General features: G+C 60.5%; 15 protein-coding genes. 2 read left to right on the top strand and 13 right to left on the bottom strand.

What is annotated here, in order from left to right:
* Positions 1 to 161: 161 nt before the first annotated feature.
* Positions 162 to 1502 (bottom strand): MFS transporter, encoded by a 1341-nt coding sequence (locus V8689_RS07100; RefSeq protein ID WP_056790379.1) that lies wholly within the window; start codon positions 1500 to 1502, stop codon positions 162 to 164.
* A gap of 145 nt (positions 1503 to 1647) precedes the next feature.
* On the bottom strand, positions 1648 to 2490 hold the full coding sequence (gene pcaR / locus V8689_RS07095) for a pca regulon transcriptional regulator PcaR (protein WP_003189296.1): 843 nt from the start codon (positions 2488 to 2490) through the stop codon (positions 1648 to 1650).
* Between the two features lie 551 nt (positions 2491 to 3041).
* Here pcaR and V8689_RS07090 point away from each other — a divergent pair.
* Together V8689_RS07090 and V8689_RS07085 are read left to right on the top strand one after the other, a co-directional pair.
* Complete coding sequence (locus V8689_RS07090) at positions 3042 to 3242, top strand: hypothetical protein (RefSeq protein WP_003189295.1); 201 nt, start codon at positions 3042 to 3044, stop codon at positions 3240 to 3242.
* A 333-nt stretch (positions 3243 to 3575) separates the two neighbouring features.
* Positions 3576 to 5051: an inorganic phosphate transporter gene (locus tag V8689_RS07085; RefSeq protein ID WP_003189291.1), complete on the top strand. Its 1476-nt coding sequence runs from the start codon at positions 3576 to 3578 to the stop codon at positions 5049 to 5051.
* A gap of 601 nt (positions 5052 to 5652) precedes the next feature.
* Here the strand turns inward: V8689_RS07085 and V8689_RS07080 are convergent.
* From V8689_RS07080 to fabD, 11 genes are all read right to left on the bottom strand, one after another.
* Positions 5653 to 6621 (bottom strand): GTP 3',8-cyclase MoaA, encoded by a 969-nt coding sequence (locus tag V8689_RS07080; RefSeq protein WP_056790376.1) that lies wholly within the window; start codon positions 6619 to 6621, stop codon positions 5653 to 5655.
* 139 nt (positions 6622 to 6760) lie between these two features.
* Entirely contained in the window at positions 6761 to 7426 is a 666-nt protein-coding gene (locus tag V8689_RS07075) for a TetR/AcrR family transcriptional regulator (RefSeq protein WP_003189287.1), read from the bottom strand.
* Positions 7427 to 7871: 445 nt separating this feature from the next.
* A complete protein-coding gene (locus V8689_RS07070) occupies positions 7872 to 8657 on the bottom strand; it encodes a TatD family hydrolase (protein ID WP_003189285.1) in 786 nt (261 codons plus the stop codon).
* A 62-nt stretch (positions 8658 to 8719) separates the two neighbouring features.
* Complete coding sequence (locus V8689_RS07065) at positions 8720 to 9709, bottom strand: DNA polymerase III subunit delta' (RefSeq protein WP_056790373.1); 990 nt, start codon at positions 9707 to 9709, stop codon at positions 8720 to 8722.
* Positions 9702 to 10334 (bottom strand): dTMP kinase, encoded by a 633-nt coding sequence (gene tmk, locus V8689_RS07060; protein WP_056790370.1) that lies wholly within the window; start codon positions 10332 to 10334, stop codon positions 9702 to 9704. The genes V8689_RS07065 and tmk overlap by 8 nt, the downstream gene beginning before the upstream one ends.
* A gap of 19 nt (positions 10335 to 10353) precedes the next feature.
* Entirely contained in the window at positions 10354 to 11490 is a 1137-nt protein-coding gene (mltG, locus tag V8689_RS07055) for an endolytic transglycosylase MltG (protein WP_056790367.1), read from the bottom strand.
* A gap of 1 nt (position 11491) precedes the next feature.
* Positions 11492 to 12307 carry an aminodeoxychorismate lyase gene (gene pabC / locus V8689_RS07050; RefSeq protein ID WP_056790364.1) on the bottom strand — a complete coding sequence of 272 codons (816 nt, stop codon included), beginning with the start codon at positions 12305 to 12307 and terminating at the stop codon, positions 11492 to 11494.
* Complete coding sequence (gene fabF, locus V8689_RS07045; RefSeq protein WP_044272670.1) at positions 12307 to 13551, bottom strand: beta-ketoacyl-ACP synthase II; 1245 nt, start codon at positions 13549 to 13551, stop codon at positions 12307 to 12309. The genes pabC and fabF overlap by 1 nt, the downstream gene beginning before the upstream one ends.
* A gap of 111 nt (positions 13552 to 13662) precedes the next feature.
* Positions 13663 to 13899, bottom strand: a complete 237-nt coding sequence (gene acpP / locus V8689_RS07040; protein WP_003175607.1) for an acyl carrier protein — start codon at positions 13897 to 13899, stop codon at positions 13663 to 13665.
* Between the two features lie 191 nt (positions 13900 to 14090).
* Positions 14091 to 14834, bottom strand: coding sequence for a 3-oxoacyl-ACP reductase FabG (gene fabG / locus V8689_RS07035; RefSeq protein ID WP_003189275.1), 744 nt, complete (start codon positions 14832 to 14834; stop codon positions 14091 to 14093).
* Positions 14835 to 14858: 24 nt separating this feature from the next.
* Positions 14859 to 15797 carry an ACP S-malonyltransferase gene (gene fabD, locus V8689_RS07030; RefSeq protein ID WP_056790361.1) on the bottom strand — a complete coding sequence of 313 codons (939 nt, stop codon included), beginning with the start codon at positions 15795 to 15797 and terminating at the stop codon, positions 14859 to 14861.
* Between the last annotated feature and the right edge of the window lie 35 nt (positions 15798 to 15832).

Genomic DNA, 15832 nt, shown 5'->3' with positions numbered 1-15832 from the left:
TCCGATAATCGACTGAGTGTTCGATTATCGAACCGATTGTTACTCAACTAATCATCTGCAAGAACAGGGGCAATGTGGGAGCTTGCTTGCCTGCGATGGCGCCTGTGGATTCAACACCGCTATCGCAGGCAAGCCAGCTCCCACAGGGGTAGTGATCGGTTTCAGGTCGCATCGGCATGGCTGACCATGCCCTTGATCACCACCGCTGCCGTGGCCAATGCCGCCGGAATCACCAACGCCGTGAGCACCTGCTCGAAGTTCCAGCCCAGGCCCAGCAAGGTAGCGCCCATCCACGCCCCCAGGATCGCGCCGAAGCGGCCGATGCCGAGCATCCACGACACCCCGGTGGCACGGCCCTGAGTAGGGTAGAAACGTGCCGCCAGGGACGGCATCGCCGATTGCGCACCGTTGACGCACATCCCGGCAACCAGCACCAGGGTAGCCAACAGCGTGATGTTGCCCAGGCTCTGCCCCACTGCGTAGGCAAACACCCCGGCCAGCAGATAGAAAGTGCCGATCACTTTGTGCGGGTTGAACCGGTCCATCGCCCAGCCCACGCCCACCGCGCTCAGCACCCCACCAAACTGGAACAACGCGCCGATAAACGCGGCCTGCTCCATGCTCGCGCCACTGTCGCGCATCAAGGTGGGGAGCCAACTGGTCAGCAGGTAAACGATCACCAGGCCCATGAAATACGTGAGCCACAACAGCAAGGTGCCAGCGCTGTAGGTGCCCGAGAAGATCACCGCGAACACATTGCGAGCCTTGACGGTTTTTTGCTCCGGCACGCTGAAGTGAGTGGCCTGGGCGACGATGCTTGGCTCGATAGGGGCCAGGGTCTTGCGCACCTTGTCGGTAGCGCGATTGCGCACCACCAGGTAACGCGCCGACTCCGGCAACCAAACCAACAGCACCACCGCCAGGATCAATGGCAGGATGCCCCCGATCAGTAACAGGCTGTGCCAGCCGAACGCGGGGATCAGCTTGGCCGAAATAAACCCACCACCGGCCATGCCGAGGTTGAAGCCACAGAACATGCTGGTCACCAACAAGGATTTATGCCGCTCGGGGGTGTACTCAGACAGCAAGGTGGTGGCGTTCGGCATGCCGGCGCCCAGGCCCAGGCCGGTGAGAAAGCGCAGTACCAGCAACTGGTCAACATTGGTGCTGTAGGCCGACGCCAGGCTGAACGCACCAAACACCAACACCGCGCCGACCAGCACGACTTTGCGGCCAAAGCGGTCGGCCAGCGGGCCGGAACCGAGTGCACCAAACACCATGCCGATCAACGCGGCGCTCATCACCGGGCCGAGGCTGGCGCGGTCGATGCCCCAGTCCTGGGACAGCGCGGGCGCGATAAAGCCCATGGCGGCCGTGTCGAGGCCGTCGAGAAAGACAATCAGGAAACACAGGATCACGACGCGCCACTGATAGCGCGAAAGTGGCTGGGTGTTGATAAAGGACTGTACGTCCAAGGTGGTACCGACAGAAGGCTGATTCATTATTTTTATTCCACACCGATGGCGGGCTGACGGCCTCGGGCCGTCGTTCTTATTGGGCAGCTCCTCAGAGCGCTGCCGCACATTAATAAGCCAAGGGAAACACCGTCAATCGAGCGAGCCGGGATCTGTGCGGTCACCGAACAGCTTAGGCAAACAGTTGCGCACTCAGCTCACGGCTGGCGCTGAGCATGCTCGGCAAAAAGCGCTGCTCCAACTCGCTGCGGCTGACCCGGCCGGCGTGGGTGCTGACATTGAGCGCGGCCAACACCTGGCCAGACGCGTCATACACCGGCACCGCGATGGAACGCAGGCCCTGCTCCAGTTCCTGGTCGACGATGCACCAGCCCTGCTGACGCACCTGTTGCAGGCATTCGAATAACGCTTGCGGCGTGGTCAGGGTGCGGCTGGTCTTGGTTTGCAGGTCGGCATGGTCGAGGTAATCCTGCAGCGAGGCATCGTCGAGGGCAGCCAACAGAATGCGGCCCATGGACGTGCAATATGCAGGCAAGCGCCCGCCTACCGACAGGTCAACCGAGATCAGGCGCTGGGTGGTGGCGGAGCGGGCGATATAGAGAATGTCATCGCCTTCCAGGGTCGCCATATTGCAGGCTTCATGCAGTTGCTCGCTCATGCGGTCCAGATAAGGCTGGGCCGAGACAGCCAGCGGTGTGGACGACAGATAGGCATGACCGAGGGTCAGCACCTTGGGCAACAACGAATAGGTGCGCCCGTCCGTGGTGGCGTAGCCGAGCTTGATCAAGGTATGCAGGCAACGGCGCACCGCGGCGCGGGGAATTTCGGTGCGGTGGCTGATCTGGGCGATGGTCAGGTGACGCTTGCGCTCCTGGAACGCCTGCACCACGGCCAGGCCACGGGCCAGGGACGTCATGAAATCCGGATCACCGGTGAACGCCTGGATACGCTTGGCCGGTGAAGCCACGATCGGCGGCGCCACTGATGCAAAGGAGTTGCGCAATTGATCGTTCATTTCAAAGGGCCTTCTCTTGTTATCACCACGGGAGGGTTGGCGGCTATTACAAGCCGTGCCGGTCGCACCGCACAAGCCAGCGGCGGCAACATTGGGCGATTATCGGACGATCATGCGATTATCGCAATTTGGCGCAGCCCCACCCGCTAACGTTTCAGATTTGCCTGATGCACCTGCAAAGTGCGCACGCTTACCCTGCCAACAGAATGAATACAGACATGAAGATGACGGTGTTCACAAATAATGCGGCGGTATGTAACAAACTCCAAACACGTCGTTGACGCTTTTTAACTTCATGATGATAGTGTTATTCAAATGCGCCGCTATAATGCAACCTGTGCAGAGGTCAGCCCGGTACCACCATCGGGAGTGGAGCTCACCAGGCATTGCAGGCTGCTGGCCACGCCGGTCACAAGTACTCGCTTAAAAGAACGGCCCTAAGGACCGTGTACCAACTTGAACGGTTCGACTGTTTTATTTGGCATCGCCCGAGCACGACTTTCAGGCATGACGCTGCGCAATCAATAAACTCAACTCAATTAGGTAATACTGTGACGAAAGATGAACTGCGCGCGGAACTTGAGCGCCAGGAGCAACGTTACAAGGATGTCTACGGCGGGGAAGTCACCACCTACGCCGCGCAACCCGAGCCGGAACGCAAGCCATGGCGTAAACGTGCCAGCCTGCTGGACCAGGCATTTGCCCAGGAAATCCAAAAGATCGAGCAGGAACTCAAGACCGAGGAGCCATAAGCGCTTCGGTTCGAGCTTCAAGGGGTCGTGCTGTCTCTGCCGGTGCAGTACTGGCAGAGGGCACCTGCTTTAGCGTCCGCTGGTCAGTAACCTACATCCACCTACGAAATTTCATACAAATGTTTCAGGCATGGCATTTTCATGACAAAAGCCCGCCTTCTGCGGCCTGCGCTTTATAAATCAAAGACTTGCCAAAGCCCCGAAAACCCTGGGATGCGTGCGTCTTGCCGCTTTTTTTTCCAGGAAGATTGTTACCGATGAGCAGCTAATGCATCGATTACTGATGTTTTCTGGCATAATCGCGCCCCCTTACGACCGGGTCAGAAAACCTTCATGATCGATTTATTCAGCGGACTGGATGCTTGGGTTCTCGTGAGCCTGTTGCTCGCCCTGGCCTTTGTCCTCGCCTTCGAGTTCATCAATGGCTTTCATGACACCGCTAACGCGGTGGCCACAGTCATCTATACCAAAGCCATGCCGCCACACTTGGCCGTGTTCTTCTCCGGGGTGTTCAATTTCCTCGGCGTATTGCTCGGTGGTGTCGGTGTCGCCTACGCCATCGTGCACTTGCTGCCGGTGGAGTTGCTGATCAATGTGAACACCGGCCACGGCTTGGCAATGGTCTTCTCGTTGTTGGCGGCGGCGATCACCTGGAACCTGGGCACCTGGTACTTCGGTATCCCCGCCTCCAGCTCCCACACCCTGATCGGCTCGATCCTCGGTGTCGGCCTGGCCAACGCGTTGATCAACGACATCCCCCTGGCTGACGGTGTGAACTGGCAGAAGGCCGTGGATATCGGCGCGTCGCTGGTGTTCTCGCCGATGGCGGGCTTCCTGGTCGCCGCCCTGGTGCTGATCGGCCTGAAGTGGTGGCGCCCGCTGTCAAAGATGCACAAGACCCCGGACCAGCGCCGCAAGCTTGACGACAAAAAGCACCCGCCGTTCTGGAACCGCCTGGTGCTGGTGATTTCGGCCATGGCTGTGAGCTTCGTGCACGGCTCCAACGATGGCCAGAAAGGCATCGGCCTGATCATGCTGGTGCTCATCGGTATCGTGCCGGCGCAGTTCGTATTGGACCTGGGCAGCACCACCTACCAGATCGAACGTACCCGCGACGCCACCCTGCACCTGAACCAGTTCTACCAGCGCAACCACGAGACCCTCGGTGAGTTCCTGGCCCTGGGCAAAAGCGTGAAGGATGACCTGCCGGGCAAGTTCCGCTGCAACCCGCAGCAGACCGAACCGACGATCAACGCGCTGCTGGGCACCCTCAAGGGCGTCTCGGATTACCACTCGCTGACGGCCGACCACCGCATCGAAGTGCGTCGTTACCTGCTCTGCCTGGATGACACCGCGAAGAAAGTCGGCAAGCTGCCAGGCCTGGACTCCCGTGAGAAGTCCGACCTCGACAAGCTGCGCAAAGACCTGACCGCCACCACCGAGTACGCCCCGTTCTGGGTGATCCTCGCGGTCGCACTGGCCCTGGGCCTGGGCACCATGGTGGGCTGGAAGCGCGTGGTGCTGACCATCGGTGAGAAGATCGGCAAGCAAGGCATGACCTATGCCCAGGGCATGTCGGCGCAGATCACCACGGCCACCATGATCGGCTTTGCCAATATCTTCGCCCTGCCAGTGTCCACCACTCACGTCCTGTCTTCTGGCGTGGCGGGCACGATGGTTGCCAACAAGAGCGGCCTGCAAGGTGGTACGGTCAAGACCATCCTGATGGCTTGGGTATTGACCTTGCCAGCGACCGTAGGCCTCTCGGCCGGGTTGTTCTGGTTGGCGTCCAAGGCATTGGGCAACTGATAGCCAGCCGGCAATAAAAAAGGTGCGATCCGCGAGGGTCGCACCTTTTTTTATGTTCCAAGCGCACCGTAGCCCACCTGTGGCAAGGCATCTAGCCCCCGTGGCGACCGGACAGCCTACGCCTATCTACCTGACACCCCGCAATCAAACTGTGGGGGCTGGCTTGCCTGCGAAGACGCCCTGACAGCCTACACCTATCTAACTGACACCCCCGCGATCCAACTGTGGGAGCTGGCTTGCCTGCGATGACGGCCTCACAGTCGACACTGTTATACCGAGTACATATCCATTGCTGCGGTAACGGCCACTTAGGGTTCCGCCCTGACGGCGGCTCACTTTTGAAAAGAGCCGGAATGCCGGCCCAGCCAAAAGTAAGCAAAAGGCTCTTACCCCACCACTCGGCACCTCGCTTAGGCTCGGTGTGCCCGTAATCCGCCAGCGTGGTTTAACGGGGCGCCTGAGATCAAAAGCAAGATCAAGAGCGGCTCGCTTCGCATCGTGGTTACCGTCGGTGGCTACAACTTAGAAAGTTGTGCAGGATCTATAAGCATCGCAGGCAAGCCCGCTCACACCACTGATGTGCAACCGAATTAAAACGGGATCAGCCGCCGATGATCTTCATGATCGTGGCACCGCCGGAAAACGCCACTTCCTGCTTGTCAGCCAAGGCTTTCATCAACAAGCCCTGCAACGCCGGCAACGCCTGGTGACGCGGTTGATCGAGCAAGTCACCGACATAATGGCGATTGCTGGACGACAGGCACCCATGCAGCCAGCCGGTGGAGGACAACCGCAACCGCGAACAGGTGCGGCAGAAGGGTACGCTCTCGTTGGCGATCACGCCGAAGAAGCCCTTGCCCGGCACTTCATAACGTACCGCTGTCGCATCGACGGGCGCGTTGGCTTGCAGGTATTCATGTTGCTCGCCGATCAAGCTGAGCAGCTGTTGCAAGCTGACGAACTGTTGCAGGAATGCGTTGGAGTCTTTGGCCAGGTGGCCCATGCGCATCAGTTCGATAAAGCGCAGCTCGTAGCCACGCTCCAGGCAGTAATCGAGCAGCGGCATCACCTGGTCCAGGTTCTGGCCGCGCAACGGCACCATGTTGACCTTGATCTTGATCCCGGCAGCACTGGCCTGGTCCATGCCATCGAGCACGGTGACCAGGTCGCCGCCACGGGCGATGCTGCGGAAGGCGTCGGCATCCAGGGTATCGAGGGAGACATTGATGCGCCGAATGCCGGCAGCCACCAGCAACGGCAGTTTGCGCGCCAGCAGTTGGCCGTTGGTGGTCAGGCTGATGTCGCTCAGGCCCATCTGCCCTACCGCGCCCATGAAGGCTTCCAGCTTGGGGCTGACCAGCGGCTCACCGCCAGTAATGCGCAAGCGTTCGATACCCGCCGCTTCGATCAGGTACGCCACGCCTCGGGCCATGGCTTCGGCCGACAGTTCATCCTGGGCAGCCACCAGCCGCTTGCCGTCGGGCACGCAATAGGTACACGCATAGTTGCAGGCTGAAGTCAGGCTGATCCGCAAATTGCGAAAACGCCTGCCTTGACGATCAACGATCATGGATCACTCCGGCAGAGGATAATTCGGGCGCGCTAAAAGCTGACTCATAACTCAGCTTTTAGCAAGGTCCTTGCCTGAGTATATTCCTGGGTTACTGCGCCTGGCAGCAAATCATTACGCCATCACTGTGGCGAATAACTTACGTGGCAGGGGTTTCGCCGCTCTTCTCGGCGCCCGGCAGTTCCGGGCTGTGCTTGCGCTTGTTACCCATACGCACGCCGATGTCCATCAGGAATTGGAAGAAACCTTCCTGGTCTTCCAGCACATTGCTCCAGAACGGCGAGTGGTACAGCGCCACGGCGCCATGCACCAGGGCCCAGGCGGCGCAGTAGTGGAAATACGGAGGCACGTCTTCAAGCTTGCCTTCGCTGATACGGCCCTTGATCAGCAGGGTCAGGCGTTCGAAGTTCGAGGCGCGGATCTTGTGCAGTTCCTCGACCATCTCCGGCACTTGGTGACCTTTGACCACCTTTTCTTCCAGGCGGTCGAACAGGCGATAGCGCTGCGGGTCACGCATGCGGAACTCGAAGTAAGCGCGGGACAGGGCTTCCTTGTCTTTGTCGACATCGGCCGAGTGCAGCAACTCGTTCAAATCGCGCTCGTAGTCGAGCATCAGGCGCAGGTAGATTTCGGCCTTGGACTTGAAGTGTTTGTAGATCGTGCCTTTGCCGATACCCACGGCATCCGCAATCATCTCGACGGTGACGCTGTCTTCACCTTGTTCGAGGAACAGCTTGAGCGCGGTGTCGAGAATTTCCTGCTCACGGCGGCGAAACTCACGGACCTTACGGGGTTCTTTGTGCATGAGGAAGAGTCTGCAAAGGTCGGAAATAGGGAGGGTTGCGCAGGGCCATGGATACGTGGCGATACGATTTACCCGATGCGAGGGATTATCCCGACTGAACGGTCGTTGGGCAATGTCTATGTGAACCCGTCAGGCACATAACTTTCAATGCGCCAACGATTTCGTGGTTATCAGTCAGAAATAATACGCAACACCTGAACCTGCCCATCAGCGCAATGAGAACTCAAGCGAAGGCAGCGTATTCCAAATCTGTTTAAAAAACGATCAATCGCGACTGGACTGAATGGGATAGTGGTCAATACTTCAACTGTCGGCGCGACATCTCCCCCAAGTGACGCGTCGACCTGGGTACCGACGGACTGCGTGCCCTTGTTTTACTCCTAATGGTCTTAGCCCGGATTCACCCCCCAGAACCCGGGTTTTTTTTGCCTGCGATTCAGCCGCTCTAACCGGCTACGTGGGCCAGCGGGAACAAGCGCTTGAAGTTTTCAGTGGTCTGCTCGGCAAAACGCTCGTAAGGCTCACCGCGCAGCATCGCCAGGTAATCAGCCACGTCACGCACATATTCGGGCAGGTTCGGCTTGCCGCGATGGGGGATGGGGGCCAGGTACGGCGAGTCGGTCTCCACCAACAGGCGGTCGGCAGGCACCTGGCGGGCCACATCGCGCAGCGCGTCGGCATTGCGGAAGGTGACGATGCCCGACAGGGAAATATAGAACCCCAGGTCCAGGGCAGCCTTGGCCATGTCCCAGTCTTCGGTAAAGCAATGCAGCACGCCAGCCTGCGGCAACGCGGCTTCACGCAGCAAGGCCAGGGTATCGGCACGGGCGCCTCGGGTGTGGACAATCACCGGCTTGCGCGTCTGCTGGGCTGCTTGCAGGTGCAGGCGGAACGAGGCCTGCTGCAACTCGGCAGCTTCGGGCTCGTAGTGGTAGTCCAGGCCGGTTTCGCCAATGGCCACGACCCGCGGGTGGTTGAGTTCACCCAGTAACCAGTCGAGCGCCGGGGCTTCGCCAGGCTTGAGGTCCAGCGGGTGGATGCCCACCGAGCAATCGACGTCGGCGTAGCGATCAGCCAGGGCTTTGACGTCGGCGGCATTGTCGGCGCTGACGCCAATGCACAGGAAGTGCCCTACACCACGCTGGCGGGCCGCTTCAAGAGCGGCGTCGAGGGAGCCGCCGTGCTGGGCAAGGTCGAGGCGATCAAGGTGGCAATGGGAATCTACGAGCATAGGAATCAGGGCTTAAGTCACAAAAGAGGTAGGGCCAACGATACACCCGTCGGCCACGGAATTTAACGGCGCCCGAGCAGGCCGACCCATTGCACCAGCAATGCCTCGAGCAACAGCACGCGGTTGAGGTTGGCCTTGCCGAGGACTTTCTGGCGCTGGGCGAGGATCCAGTCCTGGATGTTCAGCACTTTGTCCTGAGCACTTTTTTGCGCCAGGTATTGCACGACCTTGCGCATATCCGCCAGGCCCAGGCCGCCCTCATCCTGGGTAAGCTGATAGCGCAGGATCAGGCTGGACCAGTCGCAGAACCAGTCGAACAGCAACAACAGCGGAATATCCTTCCAGGCGCTTTCGGCCAGTTGCGTGGCGGACAATTCCTGCTTGAGCAGTTTCTTCACGCCATCCACGACCAGCGCACGCTGTTCGCGCACGCCCTGGGCCTGCAGCTTCACCGCCGCCAAGGGCGAACCGGCCGCCAGGGTCAGCAACTCGCCGCGTTCTTCTGCGCTGCATTCCGGCAAGGCCTGTGCCAGCCATTGCAGGCTCATGGCCTCGCTGGGCAACGGGCACGCCTGCTGCACGCAACGGCTGCGAATGGTCGGCAACAAGCGGCTGGACTGGTGGCTCACCAGCAACAGCACGGTATCGCCGGACGGCTCTTCAAGACTTTTGAGCAAAGCGTTGGCCGCGTTGATGTTCATCGCCTCGACCGGCTCGATCAGCACCACTTTGCGCCCACCCATCTGCGCGGTCTGCACCACGAAGCTGACCAGGTCGCGCACCTGGTCGACCTTGATGGCCTTGTCCGCTTCCTCGGGTTCCAGCACATAGTTGTCCGGGTGACTACCAGCCTTGAGCAACAGGCAGGACTTGCACTCGCCACACGCCTCCAGATTGACCGGGCGTTGGCACAACAGGCTGCCCATCAGGCGTTCGGCGAGGTGGCGCTTACCGATGCCCACCGGCCCATGCAGCAGATAGGCGTGGGCGTGCTGCGCGCGCCCCGCCAGTTGCTGCCAGAGGCCGTCCTGCCACGGGTAGGACTCAGCCACGGCTACGCTCCAACAGGGCGGGCAACAGCGCGTCGATAGCCTGCTGCACCTGGCTCAGCGGCTGGGCGGCGTCCAACAGGTAATAACGTGCAGGCTCTGCCTTGGCGCGCTGCAGGAAAGCACTGCGCACCGCATCAAAAAAGGCCTGGCCTTCCAGCTCGAAACGGTCCAGGCGACCCCGCGCACTGGCGCGGGCCATGCCCACTTCCACCGGCAGGTCGAACAACAGGGTCAGGTCGGGGCGCAGATCGCCTTGCACGAAAGTTTCCAGGGTGGCGATACGCTCCAGGGACAAGCCCCGGCCCCCGCCCTGGTAAGCGTAGGTGGAATCGGTAAACCGGTCGCAGATCACCACGGCACCCCGCGCCAGGGCCGGGCGAATCACTTCGGCCAAGTGCTGGGCCCGGGCGGCAAACACCAGGAGCAACTCGGTGTCCGCATTCATCGGCTCGTCACCCGGGGCCAACAGCACTTCACGGATGCGCTCGGCCAACGGCGTACCGCCCGGCTCACGGGTCAGCACCACCTCGATGCCCTGCGCACGCAGGCGCTCGGCCAGGTAGTCACGGTTAGTGCTTTTGCCGGCGCCTTCCGGGCCTTCCAGGGTAATAAACAAGCCAGTCACAGGCAGTCCTTAGTCAGAGTCATTGCGGGCTTTGCGGCGCGGTAGTGTCCGGCGCGGGCTCGATCGGTGCGTCGGGGGTGGGTGTATCGCTGGAAGGTGCCGAATCTCCCAGCGGTTTCACCACCGGCGCCGGGCTGGAACGGTAATCGGCACGGCGCTTGAGCTGAAACTCACGCACGGCGGCATTATGCGCATCCAGATTATCCGAGAATATATGGCTGCCATCGCCACGGGCGACGAAATACAGGCTGCTGCCCGGCACCGGGTTCAGCGCCGCATGGATCGCCTCGCGGCCGACCATCGCGATGGGCGTAGGCGGCAGGCCGGCGACCATGTAGGTGTTGTAGGGGTTGGCTTCCTTGAGGTGGGCACGGGTCAATTTACCGTTGTAGCGCTCACCCAGGCCGTAGATCACGGTGGGGTCGGTCTGCAGCAGCATACCGATCTTCAAGCGACGCACGAACACACCGGCAATCTGCCCGCGCTCCTGGGGCACGCCGGTCTCCTTTTCCACTAGCGACGCCATGATCAGCGCTTGGTAAGGGTCGGTGTAGGGCGCGTCGGCAGCCCGCTTGTTCCACTCCTGGGCAAGTACATCGTCCAGGCGGTTGTAGGCTTTTTTCAGGAATTCGACATCGGTCATGCCGCGGACAAAACGGTAGGTGTCGGGGAAAAACCGCCCTTCAGGAAACACACCTGGGTGGCCGAGCTTATCCATCACTTCGCTGTCCGTCAGGCCCGCCAGGGTCTGCACGATCTTTTCATGCTTGGCCAGGGCGGTGCGCACCTGACGGAAATTCCAGCCCTCCACCAAGGTCAGGCTGTACTGCACCACTTCGCCGCGCTGCCACAGGCCGATCAAACCCTCAGCGGTAAGGCCCGGACTCATGCGGTACTCACCGCTGTGCAGCGGCTGGCCTTCGAGGTTGAAGCGCCAGTACAGGCGCAGCCAAAAGGCATCGTCGAGCACGCCGTCGGCTTCCAGACGATTGAAGGTGCCCGTCGGCGTAGCGCCAGCGGGTACGTCGAGCAACCGTTCCTGAGGCAGCTTCAGGGGCTGCTTGAGGGCAGAGTCGAGTTTCCAGGCCGAAAAGCCCACGAGCAACGCCGCCGAGACCAGGCTGATCTGCAGCAGTAACACCAGTTTTCGTATCAACTCAAATATCCAATAGCGCGCGAACAATGCCCTGCAGTTTACGGGTGAGTGGCCCAACCGGCCAGCTCATCGCAGCGCAGCCACGCACCGGCCAAATGCCATATACGCTGTTGCAGACGAAGACTTCATCGGCCTGTTGCAATTGCTCAACACTGATGTCGGCCACGGCCACCGGGACGCCCAGCGCTTGTGCCTGGGCCAGCACTTCGGCGCGCATTACGCCGGCGACGCCACAACGGCTCAGATCAGCGGTTAGTAACAAGCCGTTGCGCACCAGGAAAAGGTTGCTGAATATGCCTTCGATCACCCGACCAGACATGTCCAGCATGAGGCCTTCGGCATGTTCGGTATCTTGCCATTCGGCACGCGCGATCACCTGCTCCAAACGATTGAGGTGCTTGATACCGGCCAGCAGCGGCTGCTGCGCCAAACGCGTGGCACACGCAAACAGGCGCACGCCTTCGACTTCATGAGTGGGTGGGTAAACAGCGGGCGCACTGCCCTGCAAGATGCGGCGCACCGGCGCGCCAGGGTTGATGCCATAACCGCGCAAGCTGTCGCCACGGGTAAGGATCAATTTAAGAATACCGTTGCCAAGGGCGGCGGCGAAGGTCAGCACTTCGTGGCGAATCAACCCGTGATCCACCGCAAATGCCAAACGCCTGCAACCCTCTTCCAGGCGTTGCAGGTGACGGTCGAGCAGCAACGGCTGCCCGGCCTTGACGGCGATGGTCTCGAACACCCCATCGCCATAGGCCAGGCCGCGATCTTTCAGGGGCACGTTGTCCGCTGGCTGACCGTCGACCCAGCTGTGCATCACTCGGCGAACCGGCGGAACACCAGGGAACCGTTGGTGCCACCGAAACCGAACGAGTTGGAAATCGCCACGTCAATCGGCATGGGTTGCGCTTCGTGGGGCACGAAGTTCAGGTCGCAGCCTTCGTCCGGCTCATCAAGGTTGATGGTCGGCGGAGCGACCTGATCCCTGATTGCCATCACACTGAAGATCGCCTCGACCGCGCCCGCCGCACCCAACAGGTGGCCGGTCATGGACTTGGTGGAGCTGACCGCCAGCTTGTAGGCATGCTCACCGAACACCGACTTGATGGCCTCGGCTTCCGCCAGGTCGCCAGTCGGGGTCGAAGTGCCATGGGCGTTGATGTACTGCACCTGGTCAGGGTTGACCTTCGCATCGCGCAGGGCATTGGTGATGCAACGCGCAGCACCCGCTCCGTCGGACGGCGGTGAAGTCATGTGGTACGCGTCACCGCTCATGCCGAACCCGATCAGTTCGGCGTAGATGGTGGCACCACGCGCCTTGGCGTGCTCCAACTCTTCGAGCACCAGCGCACCGGCACCGTCGGACAGCACGAAGCCGTCACGGCCTTTGTCCCACGGACGGCTGGCACGGGTCGGCTCGTCATTGCGGGTCGACAGCGCACGGGACGCGCCGAAGCCGCCCATGCCCAGGCCGCACGCGGCCATTTCGGCGCCGCCGGCGATCATCACATCGGCTTCGTCGTAGGCAATGTTGCGCGCCGCCATACCGATGCAATGGGTGCCTGTGGTGCACGCCGTTGATATCGCGTAGTTAGGCCCCTGTGCCCCCAGATGGATGGACAGGAAGCCGGAAATCATATTGATGATCGAGCCCGGTACGAAGAACGGTGAAATTCGACGTGGGCCAGTCTCATGCAGCGTGCGGCTGGTTTCTTCGATATTGGTCAGACCGCCAATACCTGAACCCATGGCCACGCCGATGCGGTCACGGTTGGCGTCGGTGACTTCCAGGCCGGCGTTACGCACTGCCTGAAAACCGGCAGCCAGGCCGTACTGAATGAACAGGTCGAGCTTGCGGGACTCTTTGATCGAGAGATATTCCTCGACATTGAAGCCCTTTACCGAGCCGCCAAAACGGGTGGAATAGGCAGAAAGGTCCGTATGTTCGATCAGACCAATACCACTGCGGCCAGCCAGAATGCCCTGCCAACTGCTCGGCACATCCGTACCCAGTGGCGACAACATACCCATACCGGTGACTACGACGCGTCTACGCGACACAGCACTCTCCTTTTTCTAATGACGACACTTTTTCATCGCCGCTAAAGAAAAAACCGCACGCCGTTACAGCAGTGCGGTTTTTCCCTGACAGCAAGCGACGACTACAAACTATTACGCCTGGTGGCTAGTAACGTAGTCGATGGCAGCTTGAACAGTAGTGATTTTTTCAGCTTCTTCGTCCGGGATTTCGGTCTCGAATTCCTCTTCCAGAGCCATCACCAGCTCAACGGTGTCAAGGGAATCGGCACCCAGGTCTTCTACGAAGGAAGCAGTGTTGACCACTTCTTCTTCCTTAACGCCCAGTTGCTCGGCGACGATTTTCTTGACGCGCTCTTCGATGGTGCTCATACCTTGTTTAACTCCTAATGGACAAATTCAGGCAGCTGGCCAGTGGGTAAGTGTATAGAAAGCCATTTCAGCTTTTCAACTGAAAGCTTCACCCTGTACCCGGTCGACCACCTGCCTATAAATTAAGTTGCAGCTTTATAACGGATTTTAGACAGCTCGTATGACATTTTTTTGAAGCGATCCGTCACAATTTAACTCATGTACATCCCGCCGTTAACCGGGATTGTAGCCCCAGTCACGTATGCCGCACCGTCAGATGCCAGGAAAGTGACCACATTCGCGATCTCTTGCGCCTGGCCCAGACGGCCCAGCGGAATCTGCGTCAGCAAGGCTTCGCGCTGTGCTTCCGGCAGTTCGCGGGTCATATCGGTGTCGATGAACCCAGGGGCCACCGAGTTGACCGTAATCGACCGCGAGCCGACTTCACGCGCCAGTGCACGGCTGAAACCTTCCAGGCCGGCCTTGGCAGAGGCATAGTTTACTTGGCCTGCGTTGCCCATGGCACCCACTACGGAGCCAATATTGATAATTCGGCCCCAACGCGCCTTGGTCATGCCGCGCAAAACGCCCTTGGACAGGCGAAACAGACTGTTCAGGTTGGTATCGACCACGTCGTACCACTCGTCGTCTTTCATGCGCATCATCAGGTTGTCACGGGTGATCCCGGCGTTATTCACCAGAATAGCCGGCGCACCGAACTGCGCAGTGATCTGGGCCAGTACGGCAGCCACGGACTCATCACTGGTCACATTCAGCTCAAGACCGGTGCCTTGCACGCCGTTTTCCTTCAAGGTCGCGGCGATACGCTCGGCGCCCGAGGCGGAGGTGGCGGTGCCGATCACAACGGCGCCCTGACGGCCCAGCTCCAGGGCGATGGCCTGGCCAATGCCACGGCTTGCGCCGGTAACCAGTGCAACTTTACCTTGCAGACTCATGCAGGCTTCTCCTAAGTAAGGGATTCAGGCCAGTGCCGCGCGAGCGGCAGCGAAGGCTTCAGGGGTATTGAGGTTGGCGGTCGACACACCGTCGGCGCAGCGCTTGTTCAAGCCGGCCAGGACTTTGCCCGGGCCGCACTCGACCAGTTCGGTGGCACCGTTGGCGGCCAGGGTCTGGACCGATTCAACCCAGCGCACCGGCTTGTACAGTTGCTCCAGCAGGTCGCGCTTGAGGGTGTCGAGGTCGGCGGCCACGGCCGCACTGACGTTCTGCACCAGCGGGATCTGCGGCGCCTGCCAGTTGATGGCCGCGATAGACTCGGCAAAACGCTCGGCTGCCGGGCGCATCAGTTCGCAGTGGGACGGTACGCTCACCGGCAATGGCAGCGCTCGTTTGGCGCCACGGGCCTTGCAACCCTCGATGGCGCGCTCGACAGCCGCCTTGGCACCGGCGATCACCACCTGGCCTGGGGAGTTGAAGTTCACCGCGCTGACCACTTCGCCTTGCGCCGCTTCGGCGCAGGCTTCGATCACCACCGCGTCGTCCAGGCCCAGGATAGCGGCCATGCCGCCCTGCCCGGCCGGAACGGCTTCTTGCATCAGTTGGCCGCGACGCTCGACCAGCTTGACCGCTTCAGCCAAGGTCAGGCTGCCCGCAGCCACCAGGGCACTGTACTCGCCCAGGCTGTGACCCGCGACGAAGGCAGGGCGTGCGCCGCCTTCTGCCAGCCACAAGCGCCACAGGGCGATCGAGGCGGTGAGGATGGCCGGCTGGGTTTTATCGGTTTGGTTGAGCAGCGCTTCCGGCCCTTGCTGGGCCAGTGCCCACAGGTCATAACCCAGGGCGTCGGAAGCTTCCTTGAAGGTGTCCAGGATCAGCGGGTATTGCGCGCCCAGCTCGGCCAACATGCCGAGGGACTGCGAACCCTGCCCTGGAAAGACGAATGCGAGGGATGTAGACATGTAACAAGCCCCTAATGATCTGGTCGTCAAAAATG

The organism is Pseudomonas sp. AK181 (genome assembly GCF_051122975.1).
GTDB classification, from domain to species: domain Bacteria; phylum Pseudomonadota; class Gammaproteobacteria; order Pseudomonadales; family Pseudomonadaceae; genus Aquipseudomonas; species Aquipseudomonas lactis.
This window is presented reverse-complemented; position numbering and strand designations above follow the sequence as displayed.

Coding starts and splice junctions, on each gene's coding strand:
- V8689_RS07100 (WP_056790379.1), bottom strand. CDS start 1,502: ATGAATCAGCCTTCTGTCGGTACCACCTTGGACGTACAGTCCTTTATC.
- pcaR (WP_003189296.1), bottom strand. CDS start 2,490: ATGAACGATCAATTGCGCAACTCCTTTGCATCAGTGGCGCCGCCGATC.
- V8689_RS07085 (WP_003189291.1), top strand. CDS start 3,576: ATGATCGATTTATTCAGCGGACTGGATGCTTGGGTTCTCGTGAGCCTG.
- V8689_RS07080 (WP_056790376.1), bottom strand. CDS start 6,621: ATGATCGTTGATCGTCAAGGCAGGCGTTTTCGCAATTTGCGGATCAGC.
- V8689_RS07075 (WP_003189287.1), bottom strand. CDS start 7,426: ATGCACAAAGAACCCCGTAAGGTCCGTGAGTTTCGCCGCCGTGAGCAG.
- V8689_RS07070 (WP_003189285.1), bottom strand. CDS start 8,657: ATGCTCGTAGATTCCCATTGCCACCTTGATCGCCTCGACCTTGCCCAG.
- pabC (WP_056790364.1), bottom strand. CDS start 12,307: ATGCACAGCTGGGTCGACGGTCAGCCAGCGGACAACGTGCCCCTGAAA.
- acpP (WP_003175607.1), bottom strand. CDS start 13,899: ATGAGCACCATCGAAGAGCGCGTCAAGAAAATCGTCGCCGAGCAACTG.
- fabG (WP_003189275.1), bottom strand. CDS start 14,834: ATGAGTCTGCAAGGTAAAGTTGCACTGGTTACCGGCGCAAGCCGTGGC.
- fabD (WP_056790361.1), bottom strand. CDS start 15,797: ATGTCTACATCCCTCGCATTCGTCTTTCCAGGGCAGGGTTCGCAGTCC.